A 24,902-nucleotide genomic window follows, 5' to 3' on the forward strand; every position below is an offset into this window, starting at 1 on the left:
GCGCGCGCCGGCCCCGCCGTCGGGACCCCCGTCGCCGGGGCCGGCGGCCTCCCCACCGTCGCCGTCCTCCGGCCCGTCGGCGTCCCCGCCCGGGGTCACGCGGGTCAGCAGCATCCGCTCGTGCTCCTCGGCGGACACCTGCTCCCCGGAGGACGGCAGCAGCTGCGGGATGCCGTCGACGATGGGGTAGCGGCGGCGCAGCCGGGGGTTGTAGAGCGCCTCCTCGCCGCCGTCGTCGGCGGCGAGCAGGTCCAGCGGGCCCTTGTCGAGCGGGCAGGCGAGGATCCTCAGCAGCGGGTCGTCGGCTTTCACGGCGGGGTCAACTCCTCGGCGGGGGCGGGGGCGGGGGACGGGGCGGCGGTGTCGTGCTTGGGCATGGCGAGCAGCACCGCGACGGCGAGCAGCGTGCCCGCCACCCGCAGGGCCAGCCGCAGCGGTTCGTCCGGCAGTTCCTCGCCGAACGCGAGCGTGCCCAGCACGGCGGTGAACAGGCAGGACACGGTCGTGCACACCGGCACGACCAGCGAGGCCCGGCAGCGCTGGAGCGCCGCCTGCGACATCACCAGGCCGAACACCGCGGTGAACAGCAGCAGATACGGGTACGGCGAGCCGAGCAGGCCGGGTACCGCGCCGGCGATCCCACCGGTCGCCAGGTGGCTCGACACGCCCTTGATGGCCAGCGAGCTGACGCCGTAGAGCAGGCCCACGGCCACGCCGTACTCCACGCCGGTCGTCGGCAGCCGGTGCCGGCGGCGGGCGTTGCGCTCGGCCGAGCCGTACAGCCCCACCCCGGCCGCCAGCGCGGGCAGGCACACCAGCAGGATCACCGGGTAGGGGGCGTCCCGGCCGACCGTGTCGGCGTCCGCGCCGCCCTCCCGCAGCGACAGCACGACCATCAGCAGCGCCAGCAGGATGGCGCCGAGCGCGTACCGCTCCCGGCCGCTGGTCTCCTCGCCCAGCAGCCGCGAGGACAGCAGCACCAGCAGCACCAGGCCGGAGACGAAGATGCCCTGCGCGGCGGCGATCGGCAGCGTGGCGTACACCGCGAGCTGGGCGGCGAACCCGGCCGCCAGCGCCAGCGAGCCGGCGAGCCACAACGGGCTGCCGACCACCAGCCGCAGCAGCCGGGCGGGCCGGCGGACCGACACCTCGGGCAGCGCGCCGAGCGCCCGCTTCTCCAGGACGAAGCCGGCGCTGTACAGCACGTTCGCCGACAGGGCCGCGAGCACTCCCCACCACATCGCCCCCCGCCCCCCTCATGTCCGGCGCGCGTGCAGCAGCAGGATCGAGGCGAGCGGTGGCCGCGCGCACGCGAGCCGGTCCACCGTGCGCAGCGGACGCGGCACGCCGTGGAAGGGGGCGCCCCGCAGCGCCTCGACGGTGAAGCCGGACGCGGCGACGAACTCCCGCAGCGCGCGGGCGGTGTACAGCCGCAGGTGGCCCACCACCTCGGTGCCCGGCCGGCCGTGGATGCCGCGCAGGCTGACCTCGGAGAACACCGGCTGCACCCCGGCCAGCAGCAGCGCCCGGTTGTACCAGGCGGCCAGGTTCGGCGTGGACAGCATGAGGTGGCCGCCGGGGCGCAGCACCCGGCGGATCTCGTCCAGCGCCGCGTCCGGGTCGACGAGGTGTTCGAGCACCTCGCTGAACAGCACCGCGTCGGCCGACCCGTCCGCGAACGGCAGTCCCCCGTCGGTGAGTTCGCCGCGCACCGCGTACGGCAGCCGGGTGCGGGCGCGGGCCAGGGCGTCCTGCGACCAGTCGACGCCGACGAGGCGGTGACCGCGCAGGAAGGGGGCGGCGGTGGCGGCGGCCGTGCCGTCCCCGCAGCCGATGTCGAGCACCGTCCGCGCGCCGCCGGGCCGGGCCGGGCCGAGCGCGCGGGCCAGCATCCGGGCCTGGCGGCGGCTGCGGGAGGCGCCGGAGGCCACCGGCACGGCCGGGTTCTCGTAGAAGTCGCGCAGGCCGGGGGGCGGGGCAGCGGTGGTGGTCACGGCGTCGCCTCCGTCGCGTGCAGGTGGTGCGTGAACAGCTCCCGCAGCCGGACGGCGTCGCCGTGCCCGAGCAGCGTGCGCGACCAGCGCAGGGACAGGTGCAGCCGGCCCGCCGTGGACGCGGTGGTGAAGGTCAGGCCGCGCGGCATCCGGGCCGGGGCGGAGAACCACACGGCGAGCGCGCGGCCCGCCTCCTCGCCGAAGTCCAGCGGGTAGGGGATCCGGCCGATGTTGCTGAGCAGGGTCGTCGACGTCCACGGCGCCGCCGTGCGGCGCAGGGCCCGGGTGAGGGCGGCCCGGCAGGCCACCGGCGCCCAGGGCGCGGTGAGCAGGGCGGCGCCGTGCCCGAGCTGCGGGCGGGACAGGGCCTTCAGCGCGCGGGTGCGCCGGGCGGTGCGCCGCAGCAGCTCCGGCATCGGGGCCGCGTCCAGCTCCTCCGGCGTGAAGGGCACCTCGACCAGCCGGGTGCCGTTGCCGATGGGCATGCCGGCGTCCCGGGGGCGGTCGTCCACCGGCATGGTGATGCGCAGCGGGCGGGGCCGGGCGCCGTGCTCCCGGTTCCAATGCGCCAGGGTCAGCGCGGTGGCGGCCATCAGCTGGTCGTTGACGGTGTACGGGGAGCCCTTCGGCCGGTGCGGCAGGGTGAGTTCGGTGACCAGCAGCCCGTTGCCGGGCACGGTCCCGGGACGTCCGGGGGCCACCCGGGCGGGCGGCGACCAGTTCGACGGCAGGTCGGGCGGCGCCTGCGGCGCGTCGGCCGGCCGTACGGGCGGGGCGGCCGGGGCGTTGTCCCGGCCGCCGTAGATCTCCGCGGCGGTGGCCACGATGCGCAGGCAGGCCGGACCGTCCAGAGCCGTGTGGTTGAGGGTGAGGACCAGCGCGGTGCCGCCCGGCGGCGGCACCGGCGCGTCCCCCTCCCCGCCGCCGGAGGGGCCCCCGCGGGGGACCACCTCCAGGCGGACCGGCGGGGACGCGGTGAGCGGGGGCGCCTCGGTGAGCGCCCGGGTGCGCGCGTCCCGGAGGGCGGCGGCGCCCGGCGGCGCGAACCTCACCACCTCCACGTCCGGGCCGTCGGTCAGCTCCCACTCGTAGCGCCGCCGGTACCAGGGGCCGCGGGCCTCGCGCACCAGGACGCGCGGGTGCCGGCGCAGCGCCTCGGTGAACGCCTTGCGCAGCCGGTCCCGGTCCAGCCGTCCGGGCAGGTGCACCTCGATGTGGACGGTCTCCGGCTCCGCGTCCTGGGCGCAGTGCCGGGAGACCTCGTCCACCACCGGGAAGGGGATGCGCGGGGGTGCGGTCATCCGGGCTCCCCCCGTCCCCCGGCGTCCCGCCGGGTGCCGTCCGGCCGGGCCGGGGGCGGCGGTGGTGGCGCCGTCGCCGGGACGGGGGGCAGGACCGTCGTCGTCGCCGCATCCCGGTCCGCGGTGTCGCCGGGTTCCCGCCCGGCCGCCCGGCCGGACGCCTCGCCGATGCCCACCAGCGCGGCGAACAGGCCGATCAGGGCGAGCAGTTGGGCGACGTGGCCGAAGGCCCCGGAGCCCGCGCCCACCGGCTCGCCGGCGCCGACGGCCGCCGCCACGCCCGCCCCCGCGAGGGACACGAACGCGATCGGCACCAGCAGCGTGTGCCGCCGCGCCGCGAGCACCGCCAGCGCCGGGACGAGCAGCGCCCACCAGCCCGCGACGACCACGCCGGCCAGCGTCAGCGCCACCGCGCCCAGCCACAGCCCCGGCTGCGGGGGCACCGGCTGCGGGGCGTCCGGGTTCTCGGCCCGGCGGCGCCACAGCACCAGCCCGATCAGCACCGCGATCCCGGCCCCGCTGCCGATCAGCGCGGCGTCGTAGGTGGTGGCCGGGCCGTAGGACAGCTTCACGGTGCCGCCCTCGCCGGCCGGGATCCGCCAGCCCTGCTGCCAGCCGTCCAGCCGCAGCGGGGTCAGCTCCTTGCCGTCGAGGGTGGCCGTCCAGCCCTCGTTGTAGTTCTCGTACGTCGTCAGGTACGACGCCGCGCCCGAACCGACCGTCACCTCCCGCTGGTCACCGAGCCAGTCCCGGATCTCCAGGTCCCGCCCGGTCGTCGCGGGCTGCGGGACCGTGCCCCGGACCAGGGTGACGTCGGTGAGCACCAGCGGCCCGGCGTCCCCGCCCTCCACCCGGTGCTCCCCGGCCGACAGCTCCACCCGGGAGTCGCCCTCGCCGCCCTGACAGAGCGTCACGTCGACCTGGCGCCGGTCGGTGAGGTCGCCGACGGTGCCCTTCACGGACGTCTCGTACAGCCGGCCGTCCACCGCCACCACGGGCCCCTTGCCGCACTCCAGCGAGAACGCGCGGTTCCGCGACGGCTGTTCGGTGCGGGTCTCGTCCTCCAGGGCCGGCAGGTACGCCTCGGTCAGGCCGACCGGCAGCTGCAGGTCGTCGTCGACGACCGGGTTGTGCAGGGTCAGCGGGGCGGTCTGGGTGACGGTGATGTCCAGCCGGTCGGTGGTGATCGGCGGGAAGCGGACCATACCGGTCTCGTCGACGGCGGCGATCGCCGCGCCGTCCGGGGAGCTGATGTGCACCTCGGCCGCCCGGGCCGACAGGCCCCCGGCGGGCGGCAGCACCAGCTCGCCGATCTCCTCCTTGCCGGACCAGCTCAGGTGGATGGTGGGCCGGTCGCCCGCGATCCACGCCGTGGTCAGGTCCCCGTCGGTGAGGTTGCGCGCCGACAGGCCGGCGCCCAGGCGCGCGGTGGAGTCCGCGGTGGCCACCACCCGCCGGCGCTGCTCCGGTGCCACCTCGTACAGCAGCCGGTCCAGTGCCTCGCCCGGTACCGCCACCGCCTTCGCGGACAGCTCGTAGGTGCCGGCCGTGCCGGTGGTGAAGGTGCGGTGCAGCCCGGCCTCGCTGCCGGTCAGGGACAGCCCGGTCGGGTCGGCGGCCCGGTGCAGCGACACCATCTGGACGGGGGAGGTGGAGGACTCCGCGTCCTCGGGCAGCCGCAGCAGCCGGGTCACCTGCACGTCCGGCAGCTCGATCTCGGCGAAGCCCGCCCCGGTCAGGCCGGGACGCCCGGCGGTCGAGCCGACGATGGTCAGCTTCATCCAGGAGGTCGGGCCCTCGGGCGCCCGGATCCGCTGCTTCTTGCCGTTGGCCTGGACGAAGGAGGTGACCGAGCCCTTCTCGGTCTCCACCCGCACCCGGGTCGGGGCCGCCCGCACGCCGTCCTGCGGCAGCGGCAGGACACCGATCGCGTCCGGCATCGGGTAGTCGTCCTCGTCGAAGGCGATCCGCAGCCACTGCCCGTCGGGCGACTCGGCGGACCCCTCCGCCCAGGCGGTGTCCGGGTTGCCGTCGAAGGCGTTCACCGGGTCGTACTGGGGCAGGTGGAACAGCCAGTTGCCGTACGAGGACGCCGTCACCGACTCCGCGCCGCGCAGCTCGGCCACCGTCTGGTGGCGCAGGCCCTCGGTGGGCAGGATCTGCCGCGGCCGTTCACCCGGGTCCTGCTCCGCGTCCGGGGCGTTGCGCTCGTCGCGGGTGTACGTGTACGAGGTGTTGGCGTTGACCAGGCCGAACCGGGTGTCGGCGTAGCGCATGCCGTCACCGGTCACCTGCACCGGCGCGGTGCCGAGCCCGGGGTGCCGGTCGCCGGTCAGCACGGCCGGCCGGCCGCGCAGCGTGTCCGCCAGCGGCAGCAGGGCCTCCGGCCCGCCGGAGACCACGGCGGTGTCCGCGATCGGCGCGAGGCCCGCCTGGCCCGGACGTGGGACGTCCGCGCCGGCCGGGCGGTAGATCTCCACCGCCCGGTGCCGCGGGTACAGGCCCTCCACCGCCAGCGGGGCGTCCGGCGCGATGACCCCGCCGGTCACCACCGGGCCGAGCCCCTCGACGCGCTGGTACCCGGACTGCTCCAGGGTGCGCTTGACGACCGCCGTCGGCACCTGGCCGACCTGCTCCGGGTCGAGGTCGTTGCGGACCACCACGTAGAAGATGCCCGCGCGGCTCAGGTAGTCGGCCAGCCCCGGCACCTCCGAGCCGGTCAGCAGGGCCTGTTCGACGGCGTCCATGGCGCGCCGGTTGCCGGGCGTGCCGAACGGCACGTAGTCGCGCTGCGCCCAGCGCGACCCGGCGACCACGTCCAGCGGCTGGTCGATGGTCGAGCCCCAGGTGTGGATGCCGTGCGCGGTCGCCGGGACCACCAGGGCCCGCGCGTCGGGGGAGTACTTCTTCAGCCAGTCGGCGGTGGCGTACCAGTACGTGGGGATCTCCTGGAACGAACCCGGGCTCAGGATGGAGCCGTTGAGGTACGGGAACACCAGCCCCGGCAGCACCAGCACCGCCGCGGCCAGCGGGGCGAGGCGCCGGCCGCGCACCCGGCGCCCGCCGCGGTCCGCCGCGGCCGTGCCCACCAGGTGGGCCAGCCCCAGCACCAGCGCCAGCGCCAGGCCGGTCTGGAACTTGTAGATGTTGCGGAACGGGGCCAGCCAGCCGTCGAGCCAGTCCTGCACCACACCGTGGAAGGGGGCGCCGAACGCGCCGCCGTACCCGGCGAGCAGGACCAGCGCCGTCACCAGCACGGTCAGCACCAGCCAGCGCCGCTCCGGCATGTCCCGCCGGGCCAGCCCCGCGAGACCGAGGCCGGCCGCGAGGGCCGAGCAGACGATCACCAGCACCGAGGAGGCCACGGTCCAGCCGGCCGGCAGCCACGCCTCACCGAGGTGCAGGTAGGCGACCCAGTTGCCGCCGCCGCGCAGCGCCTCGGTGGCGGACATGGTGTCGGTGGTGGTCTTCGCGGTCTCGATGAACGGCAGGAAGTTCTCGCCGTAGACGCCCAGCAGGAGCAGCGGGATCCACCACCACGCCGTCGCCACGATCATCGCCGGCGTCCACCAGGCGATCAGCTTGCGCTGCCGCGGTCCGCGCGGGCGGGACAGCAGGTACAGGCCGACGGGCAGCAGCGACGCCAGAGTGGAGGCCGCGTTGACGCCGCCCATGAACGGCACGATCAGCGCCGAGCGCAGCGCGGCGACCCGGGCCGAGTACCGTTCGTCGGCCAGCGGCAGCAGCACCCACGGCAGGAACGCGCCGGGCAGCGCCGCCGCCGAGGTGGAGCCGATCACGGCGGTGAACACCGGCCATGTCGCGTAGGCGGCCGCCGCGAGCAGCCGGGAGGCGCCGCTGCCCACCCGCAGCCGTTCCGCGAGGCGCAGCGCGCCCCAGAACGCGACCGCCAGGATCAGCGACATCCACAGCCGCTCGGCCAGCCACACCGGCAGGTTCACCAGGTCGGCCAGCCAGTGGAAGGGCAGCATCGGCCACACGTAGCCGATGTACTGGTCCTGGATGCCGCCGAAGGAGTTCTGGTCGTGCCACAACTGGCCCAGGTCCTTCAGGAACCGGCCCGGATCGACCGTCACGCCCAGTTTGGTGTCGAAGGTCTGCCGGCCCGGCTGCACCACGAGCAGCAGGGCGAACGCCACCGCCCAGAAGCCCAGCAGCCAGCGCCGCGAGCGCGGGCCCTCGGGAGGGCCCGCGCTGGCCGCGCGCGTCGGGACGGCTGCCGGAGGGGGAGCCTGGACCGTGGTCGTCATTCGGGACACCGCCGGAGGATGAGAAGGAGGTTCCAGGTAGCGAACTCGCGCAGACCGGGCACACGGACCACGGTCTCGGTGAGGAAGGGCCAGTAGCGGGACCGCGCCGAGACGAGCGTCACGTCGTCGCGGGCGCGCACCAGCCGCAGGGTGGCGCCGATGTGCACGCGGAACAGGTTCTCGCCGAGCCGGTGCTTGGCGGGCCTGCCGGTGCGGCGCTCGTGGCGGGCACGGGCCCGTTCGGCGCCGAGGTAGTGCCAGGGGGCCCACTCGTGCCCGCCCCAGGGCGACAGCCAGTTGGTGAAGGAGACGTAGATCAGCCCGCCGGGCCGGGTCACCCGGACCAGCTCGCTGAGGAAGGTCTGCGGATCGGCCACGTGCTCCAGCACGTTGGAGGAGAAGGTGACGTCCGCGGCGCCGTCGCACAGCGGCAGCAGGTAGCCGTCGGCGATCACGGTCCCCTCGGGCGGCTTCTCGGCCAGCTCCCGCACGTCGGGCTCGAACAGGTGGGCCTGGGCGCCCCGGGCACGGAACTCCCGGGTGAAGTGCCCGCTGCCGCCGCCGACGTCCACCACGACCCGGCCGGCCACCGGACCGTCGTACGCCTCGACCTGGTCGGCGGCGTCCCGGGCGAGCAGCGCGTAGCAGGCGTCGGGGTCCTCCTGCTCGCGCAGGAAGGCGCGGAAGAGGGCGACGGAGCGGCGTATCGAGGGGTCCTTCCGCCCTCTGCCGCTCATGGCCGCCAGCTCCGCACCGCCTCGGTGGCGACCGCGCGGAACTGCCGGACCGTGCGGTCCCAGCGGAACCGGGCGGCGTGGTCGCGCGCGGCCTCCCCCATGCGTTCCCGGCGGGCCCCGGACAGCGCCAGGGTGCACCAGGCCGCCGCGAAGGAGGACTCGCCGGAGGCCAGGACGCCGGTCTCGCCGTCCACCACGGAGTCCCGCAGCCCGGGCACGTCGAAGGCGACGGCCGGGGTGCCGCGGGCGGCGGCCTCGGTGACCACCAGGCCCCACCCCTCCACGGCGGACGGGTGCAGCAGCAGCCAGGCCGCGCACAGCAGCCGGTGCTTCTCCGCCTCCGACACGTGTCCGGCGAACTCGACGCCGGGTCCGGCCATCCGCTCCAGGCGCTCGCGTTCGGGGCCGTCGCCGACGATCACCAGCCGGCCGCCGGTGACCGGGCGGACCCGTTCCCACAGCCGCAGCAGCAGGTCGATGCGCTTGTACTCGACCAGCCGGCCCACCGCCACGAACAGCGGCTCGGCGGAGCGGGCGGTGCGCGGGCCTGGTTCCTCCACGCCGTTGTGCACGACCCGGATCCGGTCGCGCCGCACCCCGATCCCGGTCAGCGCGTCCGCGGTCGACGGGGACACCGCGACCAGCAGGCCGCGCTGCCGCGCCCCGGTCAGCGCCCAGTGCTCCAGGCGCCGTCCGAGCCGCGCGGCCGGGGCCAGGGGGCCGCCGAACCGCATCGACCACAGGTCGGTGTGCACGTGGTTGACCAGGCACAGGGTGGGCCCGCGGTGCCACAGCGGGGCCAGGTACGGCATGCCGTTGCACACCTCGACCAGCAGGTCGCAGTCGCCGACCTGGCGGGCGAAGGCGGAACGGGCCCGCAGGTAGTGGCCGTAGGCGCCGCCCGCCGACACCACGCGGTAGTCGCGGAAGGAGGCGGGTCCCCCGCACAGCAGGGTGACCTGGTGGCCCAGCCGGGTCAGGCCGTCGGCCAGCCGGTCCACCAGCAGCTCGGAGCCGCCGGCCGACGGGTTGCCGAGGTCGCGGTGGGCGAGGAAGACGATCCGGCGGGGGTGCGGGGGGAGCGCCGGAGGGCGCGCGGCCGCGGTGACGGCCGCGGCGCGCGGGGAGTCCCCCCGTCCGGCCGGGGCCGAGAGGGGAGGGTGGGACGGCACGTGCTGGGGCATCGGTGCTCCAACTCGTCTCGGGGTGCGGAACGTGACGTGGGGAACGCGGTGCTGTGGCCGGCGCGGTGGGGCGCGCCGGTGTGCGGGGGCGGGACCGGTGGCGCGGGTGGTCGGTCGGTGCACGGGGTGGGATCCGGACCGGAGGGTCCCGGGACGGGACTCCCCGGACCGTGCGGGACGCGGGGTGTGGGCGGTGCGGTGCTTGGGTGGAGTGGGACAGTTTTCGCCGCCCCGTCCCCCAGGGCTACTCACCGATGTGACAATTTCACGCTTTGTTGAAGCCGACGCGATGTCATTTCGTGAGCATCGGCTGGGGCGTTCCGGGCGTACCGGTGGAATCCGGCCGGTCCTCTTCCTTTCGCCCACGGGCCACCAGGAGCCCCCCGGCGACCGCCAGCACCGAACCGGCCACCACCGCGCCGACCGGCAGCGTCTCGCCCACCATGCGCAGCCGCCCGCTGTCCCGCTCGGCCTGCCGCACGGCCTCGCGCTGCGTCTCGGGGGTGAACGCGATCTTCTCGGCGTCCAGCAGCACCACCGCGTCCTCGTCCGCGCCGGGGGCCCGCAGCGTGCGCTTCGGCCCGGTCTGCGCGTAGATCACCCGGCCGGTGCGCTGGTCCACGACCAGCTCCACGCCGTGGTTGGCGTACCACTCCTCGGCCAGCACCTGCGGCCGGTCCGGCTGGTCCACGATGCTGCCCGGCACCAGCCGGCTGCCGGCCCTGGTGGGCGGCACCGAACCGGTGAACCGGTAACCGGTGTGGCCCCGCACCTTCTTGGTGCCCCGGTACTTCAGCTCGACGGTGTCCCCGAGCGTGTTGTCCCACCACTGGTAGGAGCGTTTCTGCACGTCGAAGGGGAACTTCAGGTACGCCTCGCCCTGGATGCGCGGCGACTCCCCGCAGCAGTGCACGGGCTCGGTGGTCCGGCGGTCCAGCACCCAGCGGTGCGGGTTGAGGTCCAGGGCGTCGTGCGGGTCCGCGGCGGGCAGCGACTCGTCCGTGTCGACCGAGGTGATCACGTCCCACACGGCGTGGCCGCTGCGTTCGCTCGCCGCGACGTTGCCGCGCACCCGCTGGGTGACGGTGATCCGCTGGTCCGGCACGGTCTCGATCCTCCCGGTGTCGAACACGCTGCCCCGGCCCTCGTAGACCGCGGTGGTGTCGATGTCGACCGGATTGACGGCCGCCCGGGGTTTCACGTACCAGGCCAGCAGGGGGGCCAGCACCAGCAGGAAGGTGCCGAGACCCAGCAGGATCAGGGAAAACGGGGAAGCTGTACGACGCATCCGGGCACTCCAAGGGGCTTGGGTCGGCGCGACGCGCGAGGGTCGCCACCGCGGGCATGAGCGCATGCGAGAGGGCTGGTCCACCCGACACCCCTTATGGGCCGGGAACGGTATGCGCCCCTTGACGGGGTGTCAATGTCGCGTCGACACTGGAGCGGGACGGGCGGGGTGGTCGGTCACGTGCGGGGGTGGGGAACCTCCCGACAGAGAGGCTGACCCAGCCATGTCCAGACTGATCGCCGCCACCCTGACCGTCGCGCTCGGCGCGGCCCTGGCCGTGGCCGCCGCGTTCGGCGTGGTCGCACTGCTCGACACGGTGCCCGACCAGCCCAACACCCCGTTGATCACCTATGAGCAGGCCGGGCAGGGGAGCTGAGCCGTGACGGCTCCCTCCGGCCCGGTCAGGACGGTCGCGGCCCGCTCCGCCTGGCACGACGTGCCGCGTCACCAGGTCCGCCGGTTCGCCGAGACCGCCATGGCCGAGGCGCCCGCGCTCGCGCAGGAGATCATGAGCGAGATCCGGCGCGAGTACCCGCACCTGCCCGTGGTCCTCGACGACTCCGGCGAGCCGATGGCCCTGATCGGCATCCGGCGCGCCATCGAGGTCTTCGTGAGCCACCTGGAGCACGCCGACTACTCGGCCGGCCGGCCGACCGTACCGCCGGGCGTCTTCCAGGAGTTCGGGCGCGGGGAGGGCCTGCACGGCCGGTCCCTCGACTCGCTCCAGGCCATCTACCGGCTGGGGGTCCGGCTGGCCTGGCGCCGGTTCGCCGAGATCGGCCAGCGCGTCGACATCCCGCCGCCCGCCATGTACGAACTCGTCGACGCCGGCTACGAGTACCTCGACGGCCTGGTCGACCAGTCGGTGCGCGGCTACGCCGAGGCCGCCGCCCGCCAGGCCGGCGAACGGCTGCGGCTGCAGCGCCGGCTGATGGAGGTGCTGCTGACCGAACACCACCGGGGCGACCCGGCCGAGGCCCTCGGCGAGCGGGCCGCCCGGATCGGCTGGCCGCTGCCGGACAGGGTCGCGGTCGGGGTCCTGCGGCGCCCCGCGCGCGAGGCGGTGGCCCCCGCCGTGGGGCAGGGCGTGCTGCTCGACATGGAGTACGAGCAGCCGCGCATGGTCGTCCCCGAACCGGACGCCGCCGGCCGCTCCGACCTGCTGCACCGCGCCCTGGCCGGCTGGTCCGGCGCCATCGGGCCGCCGGTGCCGCTCGCCGACGCCGCGAAGTCGCTGCGCTGGGCGGAGGCCGCCGTGCGGCTGATGCGGCGCGGGCTGCTGCCCGCCGGGGAGGTGCTGTACTGCACCGAACACACCGAGGCGCTGGTCCTGCTCCAGCCCGAGGAACTGATCGACGACCTGGCGCAGCGCTGCCTGGCCCCGCTCACCCACTGCGGCCCCACCCACGGACGGCGGCTCGCGGAGACCCTGCTGGCCTGGCTGGAGACCCGGGGCGGCGCACCCGAGGTGGCGGCCCGGCTCGGCGTCCACCCGCAGACCGTCCGCTACCGGCTGCGCCAGATCCGGGAGCTGTGGGGCGACGAGATCGACGACCCGGACCGCCGCTTCGAGCTGGAACTGGTGCTGCGGGCCCAGCGGTTGAGGGGCGAGCTGGGAGGCCCGCGGGCGCGGCGCTGAGGGGTGTCGAGCGGTGCTGGGGGGCGGGGCCGGCTGCCCGGGCAGCGCACCGTCGCCGGGCGCCGCCTGCCCGCCGCCGCCTGCGCCTGCCCGCCGCCTGTGCCTGCCCGGCCGGCGTTGGTCGCCCGCGCCCCGGTCGCGCCCGGCTGCCTGGGCCCCCGGTCGTGCCCGCTCGCCCGTGCCCGCCGGGCGGGGCGTGGTCACCTGGGCCTGGTCGACCGCGCCCCGGGCTGAGCCCGGTTGCCCGCGCCCGGTCACCCGCGCCCGCCGGGCCGGGCCTGCCCGGGCCTGCCGGGGTGAGCCTGGTGGCCCGTGCCTGCACCCCTGCCCGTGCCGGCCCCCCTGCCTGGGCCCTCGTCCCTGTGCCCGGGCGCTCCGCCAACGGGCCCGGGGCAGGGGAGGCACGGGCCGCGCCTTCAGGTCCCTTCCCGCCCCCCGCCCTGCCCCGTCCCACCGTCCTCACCGGGCCATTGCCCGTCAGGGTGCGGGTGGTTAGCCTGTGTTCGTCATTCCGATCGCCTGTTGATATACCGAACGCCCGGGCCGTCCGCGGTTCTCCGGCGGCTCGAACGGCAGCGGGCGCCTGAACACACAGGGAGGGGAGCCGGCCGTGGGACGCCTCGTACCAGCCGTGACCCGGGCTCTGGACATCCTGGAGCTCTTCCTCGACGGGGACGGGACGCTGTCGGCCCCCGAGATCGTGCGCCGGCTCCAGCTGCCCCGCACCACCGTCCACGAGCTGGTGACCACGCTCGCCGCCCGCAAGTACCTGGTCCCCGTGCCGGGCGAGCCCGGACGCTACCGGCTGGGCGTCCGCCCCTACCAGCTCGGCGCCCGCTACGCCGAGCACCTCGACCTCGCCGCCGAGGGCCGGCAGGTGGCCCGCTCGATCGCCGAGACCTGCGACGAGACCGTGCACGTGGCGATCCTGGAGGACACCGACGTCATCTACATCGCCAAGGTCGATTCCACCCACGCCGTGCGGATGGTGTCCGCGGCCGGGCGGCGGCTGCCCGCCCACTGCACCTCCGTCGGCAAGATGCTGCTGGCCTCCCTGCCCGAGCAGGAACTCGCCGCGCGCATCCCCGACGACGCCGAGCTGACCGCGATGACCCCCGACAGCATCACCGACCCGGCCGCACTGCGCGAGGCGCTCGCCGCGATCCGCGCCCGGGGCGTCGCCGTGGAGAACCGGGAGTCCAACCCCGACGTCAGCTGCGTGGCCGCCCCGGTGCGCGACCGCACCGGGCAGGTGGTGGCGGCGCTGTCCATCTCCGTGCCGATGGTCCGCTGGAGCGGGGAACGGCAGGCCGAACTGGAACGCCTCGCCGTCGAGGGCGCCGCCGACCTCTCCGAGCGGCTCGGCCACCGGAGCGCGTCATGAGCCGCCGGCCCCGCACCGCCCACGAGGTGGCCGTCCGGGCGGAGGCGGCCCTGGGCGAGGGACCGACGTGGGACGCGGCCACCGGCCGCCTGCTGTGGATCGACATCCTCGGCGCCCGCCTGCACGGCTACGATCCGGCCACCGGCCGGCGCACCGTCCGCACCGTGGACCAGCACGTGGGCGCGGCCAGGCCCCGCGCGGGCGGCGGGCTGGTGCTCAACCTGCGCGACGGCATCGGCCTGCTCGACCCCGACGGCGGCTTCCGCTGGCTGCACCGCGAACCCGTCCCCGGCCGCCGGGGCAACGACGCAGCCGTCGCCCCGGACGGCTCGCTGTGGGCGGGCACCATGCGCTACGACGAGGCCGCCGGCGGCGGCACCCTGACCCGCTTCCTGCCGGACGGCACCGCCGAGACGGTGCTGGACGACGTGACGGTGAGCAACGGCACCGGGTGGAGCCCCGACGGCCGGCGGATGTACTACATCGACACCCCCACCCGCCGCGTCGACGTCTTCGACGTCGGCCCCGACGGCCGGGTCACCGGCCGCCGCCCGCTGGCCGTGGTGGAGGAGGGCGCGGGCTTCCCCGACGGCCTCACCGTGGACGCCGACGGCTGCGTCTGGGTCGCCCTGTGGGACGGCGCGGCGGTCCGCCGCTACACCCCGGACGGCACCCTGGACCGGGTCGTCCCGCTCCCCGTCCCCCGGGTCACCGCCTGCGCGTTCGGCGGTCCCGGCCTGAGAGACCTGTACGTCACCACGGCCCGCGTGGGCCTGACCGGCCCGCACCCGCTGGCCGGGTCCCTGCTGGTCGTGCCGGACGCCGGACAGGGGCTGGCGCAGCCGGCGTTCGGCGGCTGAGCGACGGCGGTGGCGCCCCGGCGCGAGTGCCGAACCGGCGCGCACCCCGTCGGCACCGGCCCCCGCGGACCGGGCCGCCCCGCCGACCGGGACACCCGCCTCGGACCGAACCGCCCCCGCCGGCCGCCGTCTCAGCCCCCGGTGCGGTCCAGGCGTTCCAGCAGGGCGCGTTCGGACGGGGTCAGCGGCGGTTCGTCGGACGGGGACAGCGGTGAACCGGCCAGCACGGCCAGGACGGTGTCGGGGCGGAACATGCGGGTCGCCGGGGTGCGCATGCTGGAGACGTCCCAGAGCGCGCGGGCCGCCGGGTACGAGCCGGTGGCCGCCCGCATCATGCGCCGCGCGTACGCCCCGACGACCCGGTCGGCGACGCCCGGCCGGCCGCCCCGCACCTGCGGGTAGTGGATGTCCTGGCTGATGGCCGACGACCAGGCCGCGTCCACCGCGCGGGCGGCCCCGCGCAGCACCCGCCGGCCCAGCCCCGGCGCGGTGGGCTCCGCGCGCTCCAGCTCCCGGGCCAGGACCCGCGCCCCGAACGCGGCCACCGACATGCCCTGCCCGTAGGCCGGATTGAAGGTGCCCAGCGCGTCGCCGATCACCGTGAAGCGCTCGGGCCAGCGCGGCGCCTTCTCCAGGTACCGCCGCACGTTGCTGGTCGACCGGCTCAGGTGCACGTCGGTGAGCGGTTCGGCGCCGGAGATCAGCCGGCCCACGATCGGGTCCCGCACCGACAGCGTGTAGCGCAGGAACCCCTCCGGGTCCGCCGGGGGTTCGCCGCCCCGGGTGCCGCCGCAGCTCACCAGCCAGCGGTCGCCCTCGATCGGCATCACCATCGCGCTGCGTCCCGGCCGGGAGGCGTACGGGTCCGACTGCACGACGGTCAGCGGGAACCGCTCGGCGCCCTCGGGCATCCGGTAGACGCGCGTCGCGTTGACCAGCCCGGCGTCCACGGTCCGCTCCCGGACGCCGGTCAGCCCGAGGCGGTCCAGCCAGCCCACGACCCGGGTGCCGCGCCCGCTCGCGTCGACCACCAGATCGGCCGGCAGGTCGGTGTCCCCGCCCGGGGTGGCCAGCCGTACCCCGTCCACCCGGGTGGGGGATCCCGTCAGCCCGACCACCGCCGCCCGGCGGATCCGCACCGCCGGCCGGTCCAGCACCACCGAGCGCACCACCCAGTCCAGCAGCGCCCGGCTGCACGTGATCATGGCCGGGCCCTCGTGCCGCCAGCGCCGCAGCCAGCCCTCCGAGGTCAGCGCGAGCATGCCGTTGCTGAGGGATATCTCGTGCGCGCCGGCGGCGAGCAGCCGTTTGCGCAGGTCCGCCTCCGGGAGGAGGTCCTCCAGGGCGCGCGCGCCGCCGGCCATGAGCAGGTGCGCGTGCCGTCCCTGGGGCAGCCCCCGGCGGTGCTCGGGGCCGTCGGGCAACGCGTCGCGGTCGACCACGATCACCTCGTCCACGCCCGCGTCGGACAGGACGGCGGCGGCCAGCATGCCGGCCAGGCCCGCACCGATGACGACTGCTCTACGCGACATGGGGCTCCTCAGGTCAGGGGGTCGGCCACCGGGGACGGCACCGCGCCGTCGGAGGCCGTGGGCGGACGGTTCAGTTCCTGGGCCAGCTCCACCAGGCCGCCCGTGCCGGACACCTCGGTGGCGTGCAGCCGGTAGGTTCCGGAGGGCTCGGGGGGTTCCTCGCGGGCGGCGGCGCGGCGGGCGGCCTCGGTGAGCATGGCGGCCTCCGCCGCGAGCCGGGCCCGGTGCGGGGAACGGCCCGCGTCCAGGGCGGCGTCCCGCACCCGCTCCCGGAGCCGGTGGTCGAAGTAGGGGGCCAGGGTCAGCAGGGCGTCGTGGATGGCCACCTCGCGCCACTGCAGCCGCTCCTGCGGCAGCAGCCAGCGGGCCGCGGGCGGCCCGGGCGCGGTGGACGCCGGCCGCACCAGGGCCCACAGCGGTTCCAGCCGCCGGTGGTCCCGCAGCGCCCGGCGGTGGGCCAGCACCGGCGGCAGCAGCCGGGGCAGCAGGAACCCCGCCGAGCAGAGCAGGGCGGCCAGCGAGGCCATCGGCGGCGCCACCCGGGTGGACAGCACGTCCAGGTCGTGACCGGTCCAACGGGCCACCACCGCCGTGTACTTGGCCAGCTGGAACCCCAGCAGGTCGAGCAGCGCGCCCAGCACGATCAGCCGCAGCCCGGTGCGCAGCGACCCGGTGACCTCCCGCCCCCACTTCAGGCACACCCGGACCAGCGCCAGCATCGCCGCGCTGTGCCCCAGCAGGTAGAGCACGATCATCTCGCGCAGGAACGGCGTGGTGGCGTAGTACGTGTCGAGGTCGGTGAGCCGCTCGGTGTCCGCGTCGGCGAGGGCGAACAGCACCACCAGGGCGGCGGTCAGCGCACCGTAGGCGGCCACCGTGCGCAGCACCAGGCGCCGTACCCGTTCCCGGGGCCCGCCCCGCCAGTTGATGATCAGCACCAGCACGGCGCAGCTGTACGCGTTGAGCATGCCGTAGGTCAGCGGGGCGCCGAAGTTGGGGATGCCGGTGAGGTCGTTGACGGCGGCCAGGGTGGGCGGGGCGGCGCACACGAAGACCAGGGCGCCCAGCACGATCGCCAGCCAGGTGGACAGGGTGAGGGGGTTGCGCAGCGCGGCCCGGGGGCGGCGCGCCACCAGCACCGACGTCAGGCCGAACACCAGGCCGCCGAGGTAGACGAGAAGGCTCACACGGTCCCCGCAGGGGTCGTGCCGCCCGCCACCGGCGCCGCCCGCCGCGCCGGCGCCACGCAGGCCAGCGCGTCGGCGACGCGGGCCAGGCCGGCCGGTCCGGGCACCCGGTCGAGGAGGCGCCCGCCGGGGTGCGGCGGGGGCGTGCCGGGCCGGGCGTCCGCCTCGTCCCGGGCCGCCGTGGTGATGACCGCCGCCCAGGCGGCGGCCTCCGCCCACTCCTCGTCGCCCGTCGTGCCGAGGGCCGCCGCGCGGGTCCGCTCGTACAGGTGCCGGTCGAAGTAGGCGTCCAGGTGGCCCAGCGCGTTGTGGATGCTGGTCTGACGCCACATCAGCAGGGTGCCGGGGGAGGCGCAGCGGGGACGGGGCAGCCGCAGCGCGCGGCGGGTGATCAGGCCGTCCAGGACCCGCTCCAGGGGCTCCAGCCGGGCGTAGGTGCGGCGCGCCGTCCGCCATTCCGTCACCCGTGGCCCGACCAGGGGGATCAGCACGCCCACCACGGTCATCACCGCGCCGAGCCCGGCCGCCGCCGGGGAGACCGCGGTGCCCAGCGCCGACCAGTCCCGCCCGGTCCACCGCGCGCCCACCGCGACCAGCTTGGCCACGCTGTACCCGGCGCCGCACAGGGACCCGGCGCCGAACAGCGTCAGCCCCACCCGCAGCCGGCCGCGCACCCGGCGCGCCCAGGCCAGCGACGAGGTGGTGGTGACGGCGACCGCGACCAGGTGGGCGAGGAGGTACAGCACGATCATCTGGCCGATCCACGGCGTGGTCGCGTAGTAGGTGTCCAGGTCGGTCCGGCGCTCGTCGGGCACGTCGGCGAGCGCGAACGTCACCGCGATCCCGAGGATCACGCCGGTGTAGGCGAGGATCCAGCGCCGCGCGGTGCGGTGCACCCGGGGCCCGCCCCGCCAGTGCACGATCAGCACCTGGGAGGCCGCGCAGTACGCGGTGATCGCCGCGTAGGTGACCGGCGCCGCGAGGTTGGGCACCCCGCTGAGCCGGTTGATCGCGCCGACCGTCGGGGGCGCGCCCAGCGCGAAGCAGAGGCCGGCCAGGCCCAGCACCGCGCAGATGGCCCGCAGGTAGGGGTCGCCGCGGTGCCGCAGCAGGTCCGGCGCCCGGACCAGCAGGCCGAGCCACAGCAGCCCGCAACTGAGGTAGTTGATCGCGCCGTTCACCGGCGGGTCCCGCGGTGGTTCAGCGCGGCCCCGATGCGCGCGGCTAGGTCCTGCGGCTCCCCGGCGGCGCCGCCCTCGGTGGCGAACACGGAGTCGGGGGTGGCCTCCAGCCAGGTCCGCAGCCGACGGCCCATCAGCATGCCGAAGCGGTCCGCCTCCTGCTCCTCCGCCTCGCTGAAGCAGGTGCGGGCGGCGACCCGTTCGGGCGGGCCGTCGGCGGACGCGGGCCCGGTGGCCGCCCGGTGCATGTGCCACACCTCGTGGCACAGGATCACGATCTGGTGCCACACCGCGGCGCGTTCGTCCACCACCACGTCGTCGTGGGTCTCGCGGTCCAGCCACAGCCCGCTCGCCGTGTGCGGCGGGAACGCCGCCCGGTGGACGACGACCTCACGCCCCCGCCAGGCGCCCACCGAGGCGACCAGGGCGTCGAACAGGTCCTCCGGGTCGGCCGGGACCGCCACCCGGATGGGGTCGATGAGGGCGTCAGCGAGACGCCGCATCTCCTTCCTGGTACGCACCGCGGTCTCCCTGTTCTCCCGGAACCCCTGGCCTGGTTCGGTCACCCGTGCAATATGCCAAGTGAGGTGCCGATCCGGCCACCTCTGCGCGCGGGTCACTCGGTCAGGGCCACCGCCTCGGTGGCGTGGGCGCGGACCGCGCGGAGGTCGTCGGGGCGGCGCAGGGCGCGGGAGACCGCCCCGATGCCCCGGAGCAGGTCCGTGGTGTCCGGGTCGTGGTCGGCCCGGCCGCCGTCCTGGTCCGGGCCGGCCTCCACGGCGTCCAGGATCGCCACGGCCGCGGCCAGCGCCCTGGCCCGGTCCGGCGCGAACCCCAGGGCGAGGGCGGCGGCGTGGGAGCGTTCGTGCAGCCGTTCGTCGATGCGCCGGGCCAGCGGCAGCAGCACGTCGCGGATGAAGGTCTCCCGGCGGGTCAGCCGCAGTTCGGGGCTGGCGTGCAGCGCGAAGGGCACGCCGGAGCCGTGCACCCGGCGCATCAGCAGGTACAGGGGCCGCAGTTGGTGGTGGGCCCGGCGCAGCCGCCACCGCTCGTGCAGGTACTGGCCGGCGTGCGGCAGGATGAAGCCGACGGCGATCGACACCGCGGACAGGCAGGCCAGGGCGGGTGCCACGTGGAGGTTCAGCCAGTCCAGGTCCCGGCCCGCCCAGCGGGCGCCGACGGCGGTGAGCTTGGCGGCGTCGAAGCCCAGGTTCAGCGCGTAGCCGATGCCCAGGAACATCAGCCCCCAGCGCAGCAGCGCGTCGAGCCCGTCGGTGCGGATCCAGTTCCAGATCAGCTTCGAGGTGATGAGGGCGGCGACCGTGTGCGCGAGGAGGTACAGCAGGATCTCCTCGCGCATGAACGGGGTGGTGGCGTAGTAGGTGTCCAGGTCCCGGGTGCGTTCCACGGGCACGTCGGCGAGGGCGAACAGCACCCACAGCAGCACGATCACGCCGCCGTAGCAGGACAGCACCCAGCGGGTGGCGCGGCGGGTGGAGGCGGAGTGCTCCGACAGGCCGTTGCGCCAGGCGATGATCAGCACCAGGCAGGACCCGCAGAACGCGGTGAGCAGGGAATACACCCACGGGGCCGAGATGTTGGGGATACCGGTGACCCGGTTGACCCAGACGATGGTCGACGGCGCGACGAACACGAAGACCGCGCACGCCAGCAGCAGCAGCCCGCCGACCGCGCGCAGCAGCGGATCCGTCCAGAGCCGGATGATCGTGGGCAGTTTGATCGCCAGGGCGGCGGCCAGCACGGCCGCCGGCACCCACCAGAACGAGGGGTAGAAGTCGCTGAGGAACGAGGCCGGGCCCAGGGCCGCGTCCACGCGCTCCATGGCGTCCCCCGCTTCCGTCGCCGCCGTGGTCACCGTCGTCCGAGACTACGCGCCCGCGCCCGCCCGCGTCAGGCGAAAACCGGTGACGCCCGGGCCGTGCGGAACGACCATAAGGCCCGTCGGGCAACCGAGTTGAGCCGGGGCGGACGACGGACGGCGGCGCGCGGCCGGTCCGGCCGCTCCACGCCCCGTACGGTCACCGTTCGATGCGCACCCCGGCCGACGGGTGGGGGCTGCCGGAGGTGGTGCCCACGGACCAGTAGCCGTGGCCGCCGCTGCCGGGCACCGCGGCCAGCGCCAGCGGCACGACGGGGGTGGTGGCGACGGGCCCGCGTTCGCTCACCCAGGCGCCGTCGGACCAGCGCAGGTAGTGGGCGCGGGTCTGGTCCCAGAAGTCCCAGCCGGCGATCCGGTCCGGCCGGCCCTCGGCGTCGCCCACGATCCCGGTGAGCATGCCGACGGAGAAGGGCGCGGGGACGGACCGCCAGGCCGTGCCGTCGCCGTGCATCAGGGTGGCCGAGGGCGGCTTGCCGGGCGGGCCGCCGACCCCGTACGCGTGGCCGGTGAGCCAGAGGTCGTCGTCGGCGACCGGCAGCAGGCCGCTGACCGTGGCCCGGATCCCGCCGGGCGGCGGCAGGACCGTCCAGGCGTCCCCGTCCCAGCGCGCGACGAGCTCGGCGCCGTACACCCACACGTCCCCGCCCGGGGCGCGGCACACGCCCGACGGGACCGGGACGGCGCCCTCCACCGGCGGCCGGTCCGTCCAGCGCCGGTCGTCCTCGGTGCCGTGCAGCAGGACCTGGCCCTCGGCGTTGCGGCCGGACACCCACACCTGGCCCGCGGGGCCGGTGGTGACGCCGGTCAGGGTGGTGCCGGGCGTGCCCCGCCCCGGGAACGGGGTGTCCTGCCAGGCCGTCCCGTCCCAGCGCAGCAGCCGTCCGGTGCCGGCGGTGTCGGCGCCCACCGCCCAGGCGGAACCGCCGCCGGCGGCGGCCACGGACCGCAGGGCACCGTTCCAGCCCGGTCCGCCGAGGCCGGCGCGGGACCAGGCGGTGCCGTCCCAGGTGAGGGCGACCGGGGTGCCGCGGGTGCTGCCGGCGCGGCCCTCCTCGCCGACCGCCCAGGCCAGGTCGGGGCCGGCCGCGGCGACCGCGAGCAACTGGGCGGCGGGGGCGCACTCCGGGGCGGTCACGGCCCGCCAGTCGCGCGGTCCGGGGAGCCGGGGCCCGATCCGGGGCGGCGGGAGGGCCGTGCTGGGTCCGGCACTGGCGTGGGCGAGTGCGACGGCCGCGCCGGCGCCGAGTAATCCGCTGACGAACCGCCGTCTGCGCACGGGTTCCCCTCCCTCGGCCGCCGCACCGCGCGAACGGCCCGCTGTCACGGAGCGACCACGGTGGTCCAGGCCGCCGGGGATGGCAAGAGGGCCGGGCGCGCCCCGTCATCGTGACCTGCGCCGGGGGCGGGGTCGTGCGGCCCTGCGGGCGGTCGGCCCGTGGCTCACCGGCCCGGCGACGCCACCGCCTCGACCGGGGTGCCGCCGTTGGCCGCCCCCATCAGCGTCAGCCGCACGTCGCGCGGCCCGGAGGGGGTCGTCCCGTCGGACAGCACGGCCAGGGCGAGGGTGTTGGACCCCCGGGTGCGCAGGATCCCGTTGGGCAGCACGAAGGTGTGCTGCGGGCCCACGTCGTTGATGTACTGGCCCAGGTTCCAGCCGTTGAGGAAGATCTGCGCCCGGTAGGCGTGTTGCGGGTCGTCGTCGAGGGTGAGGCCGACGGAGGCGTCCACGTCCGGGTCGACGTCCAGCCGGAACTCCGTGCGGTACCAGGCCACTCCCTGCCGCCGGTCCGCGCGCGGGGAGTCCACGGCCCGCCAGTCCGCGTCGTCGTACCCGGGCAGGTGCCAGCCCGCCCGCTCGCCGAACAGCCCGCCGTGGTTCAGCGGCCCGCGCACCCGGTCCGGTTCGCCGGCCCCCTGGATCCGCCAGCGCACGGTGGCGTCGGCCCCCTCGAAGGCGGCGGAGGTCAGGCCGCGCGCCGCCCGGTACCCGTCGGGTCCCTCCCCGTCGGCGTGCTGCATCGGCCGCACCAGGACGGACAGCACGTGCCGGTCCCGGCCGCGCAGTTCACCGGGCACGGCGAAGGACACCGTTGCCTTCCAGCTGCCCCGGTCCGCGCTCCCGGCGTCCGGCACCGGCATCCGGTGGGTGCCCAGCGGCCGTCCGTCCAGCCAGGCCATCAACAACCCCTGCGTGCCGGTGCGGTAGGACAGCGACACCGACGTCAGACCGCCCGCGTCGCGGATCCGTCCCCGGTACCAGACGTCGCCGCAGTGGAAGCCGTAGTCGTCGGCGAACAGCACCGGCTGCCCCTCCGGCACGGGCGTCTCCCCGGCGGACGCGGTCAGGTCGGCCCGCCGCCAGCCGGAGTCGTCGTACCCGGGATCGGCCTCCGGGTTCTCCGCCCGCCGCCGCCAGCCCGTCAGGGCCGGCAGCCTCGGCTCGACCACCCCCGGCAGCAGCCCCTCCAGCACCAGGCTCCCGGCCCGGCCGGCCGTGGTGCGCACCGGGCGGCCGTTCCAGGTCACGGCGGTCACCCCGCGCGGCGCCCAGACCTCCATGCCGGTCTCGGTGAGGGTGTCCCCGGTGAGGTGGACGGTGGCGCCGCGCACCTCGGCGGTGCGCAGCAGGGCCGGGCCGTAGACGAGCAGCGGGCCGGACGGGGTCCGGTACGGCCACATCCGCTGGGCGCTCGCGTCGTCCACGAACAGCAGCACCATGGGCGTTCCGGAGTCGCCGTCCTCCACCAGCACCCGGGCCAGTCCGCCCGCCCCGAGCGGTACGGCCACGTTCAGCCGGCCCTGGTCGTAGGACCACGCCGGTTCCGGGTCCAGGCGGTTGGTGAGCGGCTGGGTGTCGCACTCCAGGGTGACCTGCGCCATCTCCCCGTGGCGGCCCGCGAACACGGCGATGTCGTGCCGGCCGGCGTTCAGGCTGAGCATCGGCTGCACGGTGGAGTACGCCAGCCTGCGGTGCCCGAGCCGGACGTCACCGAGGAGCAGCTTGGCGTCGCCCGGGCCGACGCGTACCGGGGCGTCGACGGCGGTGCCCGGCAGGGACGTGGTGACCTCCTCGTCGGAGTCGTTGCGCAGCACGTACACCCGGGCGCCGGTGTCGGGATTGGCCAGGTGGTACACGGTGACCCGGTCGTCCTCCGCGCGGACCTCGGTCGCCGGGTCGAGCCGGCCGAGGTCCGGCACGGTCCCCAGCAGGTGCCCGATCTGCTGCATCGCGGCCATCTTCGGGGAGACCCGGCGGGCCTCGTCGACGGCCGCGCCGTGGTCGTAGGAGGTGTAGACGTTCGTGCCGGGCAGCCACCCCCAGGAGGTGCCGCCGAAGGCCGTGCGGGCACTGTGCACCGTCACCCCGCCGGCGAGCGAGGTGAGCGTGGTGCGCCGCACGTGGGCCGCGTCGCGGACCCGGCGGATCTCCCCGTAGCCCTTGCCGCCGGAGACCGCCCCGCCCCACGGGTCGGCCGCGCCCACCGCCGCGGCGGCCACGATGCCGGGGGTGCGCGGCCGGGAGCCGGCGCCGCCCGCGGGGCGCACCGGGTCCGCGGGCACCCGGCCGGGCGCGGTGCCGGTCTCGACCGCGTACAGCCACGGGGCGTCGGGAGCGCCCGCGGGGCCGCCGGTGCGGAACACCGGGACGTCGATGCGGTCGGCGCGCAGTCTCGCGTACACGCGCTCGGCGGCGGCGCGTGCCCGCGCGGGGTCGGCGTCCTCCGCGTCCTGGAGCTGGTACAGCAGGACGGTGCCGCCGCCGTTGGTGTACAGATGCCGCACCGCGACGGAGTTGACCGCGCCGAGCCAGGCGTCGGCGTGCCGCAGGTACGCCGGGTCGTCGCCGCGCGCGGCGCCCGCGACGGCCGTCAGCCAGCCGGGCAGGCCGCCCGCGTCCAGGTCGGCGCCGATGCGGGGGCCGGGGCGCAGCACCACGTACAGCCGCTCCTCGGCGGCGGTGCGCAGGAACAGGTCCAGGTCGCGCACGCCGTCGAAGTCGTGCTCGCCGGGCGCGGGGGAGTGGTGGTTCCAGGCGACCGGGACGGTGACCGCGTTGTACCCGTGGGCGCGCAGCTTCTGCAGCACGTCCCGCCAGAGCGACGGGCTGGGCAGCCGGAAGGGGTGCATCTCGCCGGACCACAGCACCAGGCGCCGGTCGTCGACGAGGAGCGAGTACCGGTCGTGGCCGACCCGGTGCCGCCTGCCGTCGGCGGTGGGCGGCGGGGGAGGCGGACCCGTCGGCACGGGGCGTGACCCGCGGGTGCCGGTCGCCGCCCCGCTGCCGGCCAGGGCGAGACCGAGCGCCGCCGTCCCGGCCAGGGCGGTGAAGGTACGCCTGCTGAGCTCCAAGGGAGCGCCTCCTGCCGTGCTGCCCGCCGCCCTGCTGCCGTGGCGGGCGCGGGGGTTGCTGGTGGTGCTGGTGGGCCATTGTCTACGAATCGGC

The 24,902-nt window shown here is 76.1% G+C and carries 18 protein-coding genes and 1 pseudogene; 4 read left to right on the plus strand and 15 right to left on the minus strand.

The features are described from left to right. Positions 1–90: 90 nt before the first annotated feature. From AC02VZ_RS01300 to pgfA, 8 genes and pseudogenes are all read right to left on the minus strand, one after another. A pseudogene (locus tag AC02VZ_RS01300) lies at positions 91–312 on the minus strand (Trm112 family protein); the annotation flags it as partial. After that, the gene (locus AC02VZ_RS01305; RefSeq protein ID WP_476474275.1) at positions 309–1,241 is read right to left on the minus strand and encodes a hypothetical protein; all 933 of its coding nucleotides are present in this window, start codon (positions 1,239–1,241) and stop codon (positions 309–311) included. The pseudogene AC02VZ_RS01300 and the gene AC02VZ_RS01305, both read right to left, overlap by 4 nt. Before the next feature lie 15 nt (positions 1,242–1,256). Then, positions 1,257–1,994, minus strand: coding sequence for a class I SAM-dependent methyltransferase (locus AC02VZ_RS01310; RefSeq protein WP_476474276.1), 738 nt, complete (start codon positions 1,992–1,994; stop codon positions 1,257–1,259). Then, entirely contained in the window at positions 1,991–3,295 is a 1,305-nt protein-coding gene (locus AC02VZ_RS01315; RefSeq protein WP_476474277.1) for a condensation protein, read from the minus strand. The genes AC02VZ_RS01310 and AC02VZ_RS01315 overlap by 4 nt, the downstream gene beginning before the upstream one ends. After that, complete coding sequence (locus tag AC02VZ_RS01320; protein ID WP_476474278.1) at positions 3,292–7,566, minus strand: alpha-(1->3)-arabinofuranosyltransferase domain-containing protein; 4,275 nt, start codon at positions 7,564–7,566, stop codon at positions 3,292–3,294. Before AC02VZ_RS01320 ends, AC02VZ_RS01315 begins: the two co-directional genes overlap by 4 nt. Continuing rightward, positions 7,563–8,303, minus strand: coding sequence for a class I SAM-dependent methyltransferase (locus AC02VZ_RS01325; protein WP_476474279.1), 741 nt, complete (start codon positions 8,301–8,303; stop codon positions 7,563–7,565). The genes AC02VZ_RS01320 and AC02VZ_RS01325 overlap by 4 nt, the downstream gene beginning before the upstream one ends. Further along, entirely contained in the window at positions 8,300–9,487 is a 1,188-nt protein-coding gene (locus tag AC02VZ_RS01330) for a glycosyltransferase family 4 protein (protein WP_476474280.1), read from the minus strand. Before AC02VZ_RS01330 ends, AC02VZ_RS01325 begins: the two co-directional genes overlap by 4 nt. A gap of 292 nt (positions 9,488–9,779) precedes the next feature. Continuing rightward, positions 9,780–10,775: a cell envelope lipid trafficking protein PgfA gene (gene pgfA, locus AC02VZ_RS01335; protein WP_476474281.1), complete on the minus strand. Its 996-nt coding sequence runs from the start codon at positions 10,773–10,775 to the stop codon at positions 9,780–9,782. Positions 10,776–10,998: 223 nt separating this feature from the next. Between pgfA and AC02VZ_RS01340 the strand changes: the two genes are divergently transcribed. The 4 genes from AC02VZ_RS01340 to AC02VZ_RS01355 all read left to right on the plus strand — a co-directional run bounded on the left by AC02VZ_RS01340 (position 10,999) and on the right by AC02VZ_RS01355 (position 14,658). After that, on the plus strand, positions 10,999–11,151 hold the full coding sequence (locus AC02VZ_RS01340; RefSeq protein ID WP_432054377.1) for a hypothetical protein: 153 nt from the start codon (positions 10,999–11,001) through the stop codon (positions 11,149–11,151). Between the two features lie 3 nt (positions 11,152–11,154). Beyond that, positions 11,155–12,414, plus strand: coding sequence for a PucR family transcriptional regulator (locus tag AC02VZ_RS01345; RefSeq protein WP_476474282.1), 1,260 nt, complete (start codon positions 11,155–11,157; stop codon positions 12,412–12,414). 610 nt (positions 12,415–13,024) lie between these two features. After that, positions 13,025–13,798, plus strand: a complete 774-nt coding sequence (locus tag AC02VZ_RS01350) for an IclR family transcriptional regulator (protein WP_432054375.1) — start codon at positions 13,025–13,027, stop codon at positions 13,796–13,798. Further along, complete coding sequence (locus tag AC02VZ_RS01355; protein WP_476474283.1) at positions 13,795–14,658, plus strand: SMP-30/gluconolactonase/LRE family protein; 864 nt, start codon at positions 13,795–13,797, stop codon at positions 14,656–14,658. The genes AC02VZ_RS01350 and AC02VZ_RS01355 overlap by 4 nt, the downstream gene beginning before the upstream one ends. 131 nt (positions 14,659–14,789) lie before the next feature. Here the strand turns inward: AC02VZ_RS01355 and AC02VZ_RS01360 are convergent, their stop codons facing one another. The 7 genes from AC02VZ_RS01360 to AC02VZ_RS01390 form a co-directional block, all read right to left on the minus strand. Next, positions 14,790–16,190, minus strand: a complete 1,401-nt coding sequence (locus AC02VZ_RS01360) for an FAD-dependent monooxygenase (protein ID WP_476474284.1) — start codon at positions 16,188–16,190, stop codon at positions 14,790–14,792. Positions 16,191–16,198: 8 nt separating this feature from the next. Further along, on the minus strand, positions 16,199–17,377 hold the full coding sequence (locus tag AC02VZ_RS01365) for an MAB_1171c family putative transporter (protein ID WP_476474285.1): 1,179 nt from the start codon (positions 17,375–17,377) through the stop codon (positions 16,199–16,201). Further along, entirely contained in the window at positions 17,374–18,558 is a 1,185-nt protein-coding gene (locus AC02VZ_RS01370; RefSeq protein WP_476474286.1) for an MAB_1171c family putative transporter, read from the minus strand. The genes AC02VZ_RS01365 and AC02VZ_RS01370 overlap by 4 nt, the downstream gene beginning before the upstream one ends. Then, a complete protein-coding gene (locus tag AC02VZ_RS01375; protein ID WP_432054370.1) occupies positions 18,555–19,079 on the minus strand; it encodes a toxin in 525 nt (174 codons plus the stop codon). The genes AC02VZ_RS01370 and AC02VZ_RS01375 overlap by 4 nt, the downstream gene beginning before the upstream one ends. Positions 19,080–19,174: 95 nt before the next feature. Continuing rightward, positions 19,175–20,401, minus strand: coding sequence for a DUF6545 domain-containing protein (locus AC02VZ_RS01380; protein WP_476474531.1), 1,227 nt, complete (start codon positions 20,399–20,401; stop codon positions 19,175–19,177). A 196-nt stretch (positions 20,402–20,597) separates the two neighbouring features. Next, on the minus strand, positions 20,598–21,734 hold the full coding sequence (locus AC02VZ_RS01385) for a hypothetical protein (RefSeq protein ID WP_476474287.1): 1,137 nt from the start codon (positions 21,732–21,734) through the stop codon (positions 20,598–20,600). Positions 21,735–21,898: 164 nt separating this feature from the next. Next, positions 21,899–24,808: a glycoside hydrolase family 35 protein gene (locus AC02VZ_RS01390; protein WP_476474288.1), complete on the minus strand. Its 2,910-nt coding sequence runs from the start codon at positions 24,806–24,808 to the stop codon at positions 21,899–21,901. Between the last annotated feature and the right edge of the window lie 94 nt (positions 24,809–24,902).

The organism is Streptomyces sp. 3-6 (genome assembly GCF_056323165.1).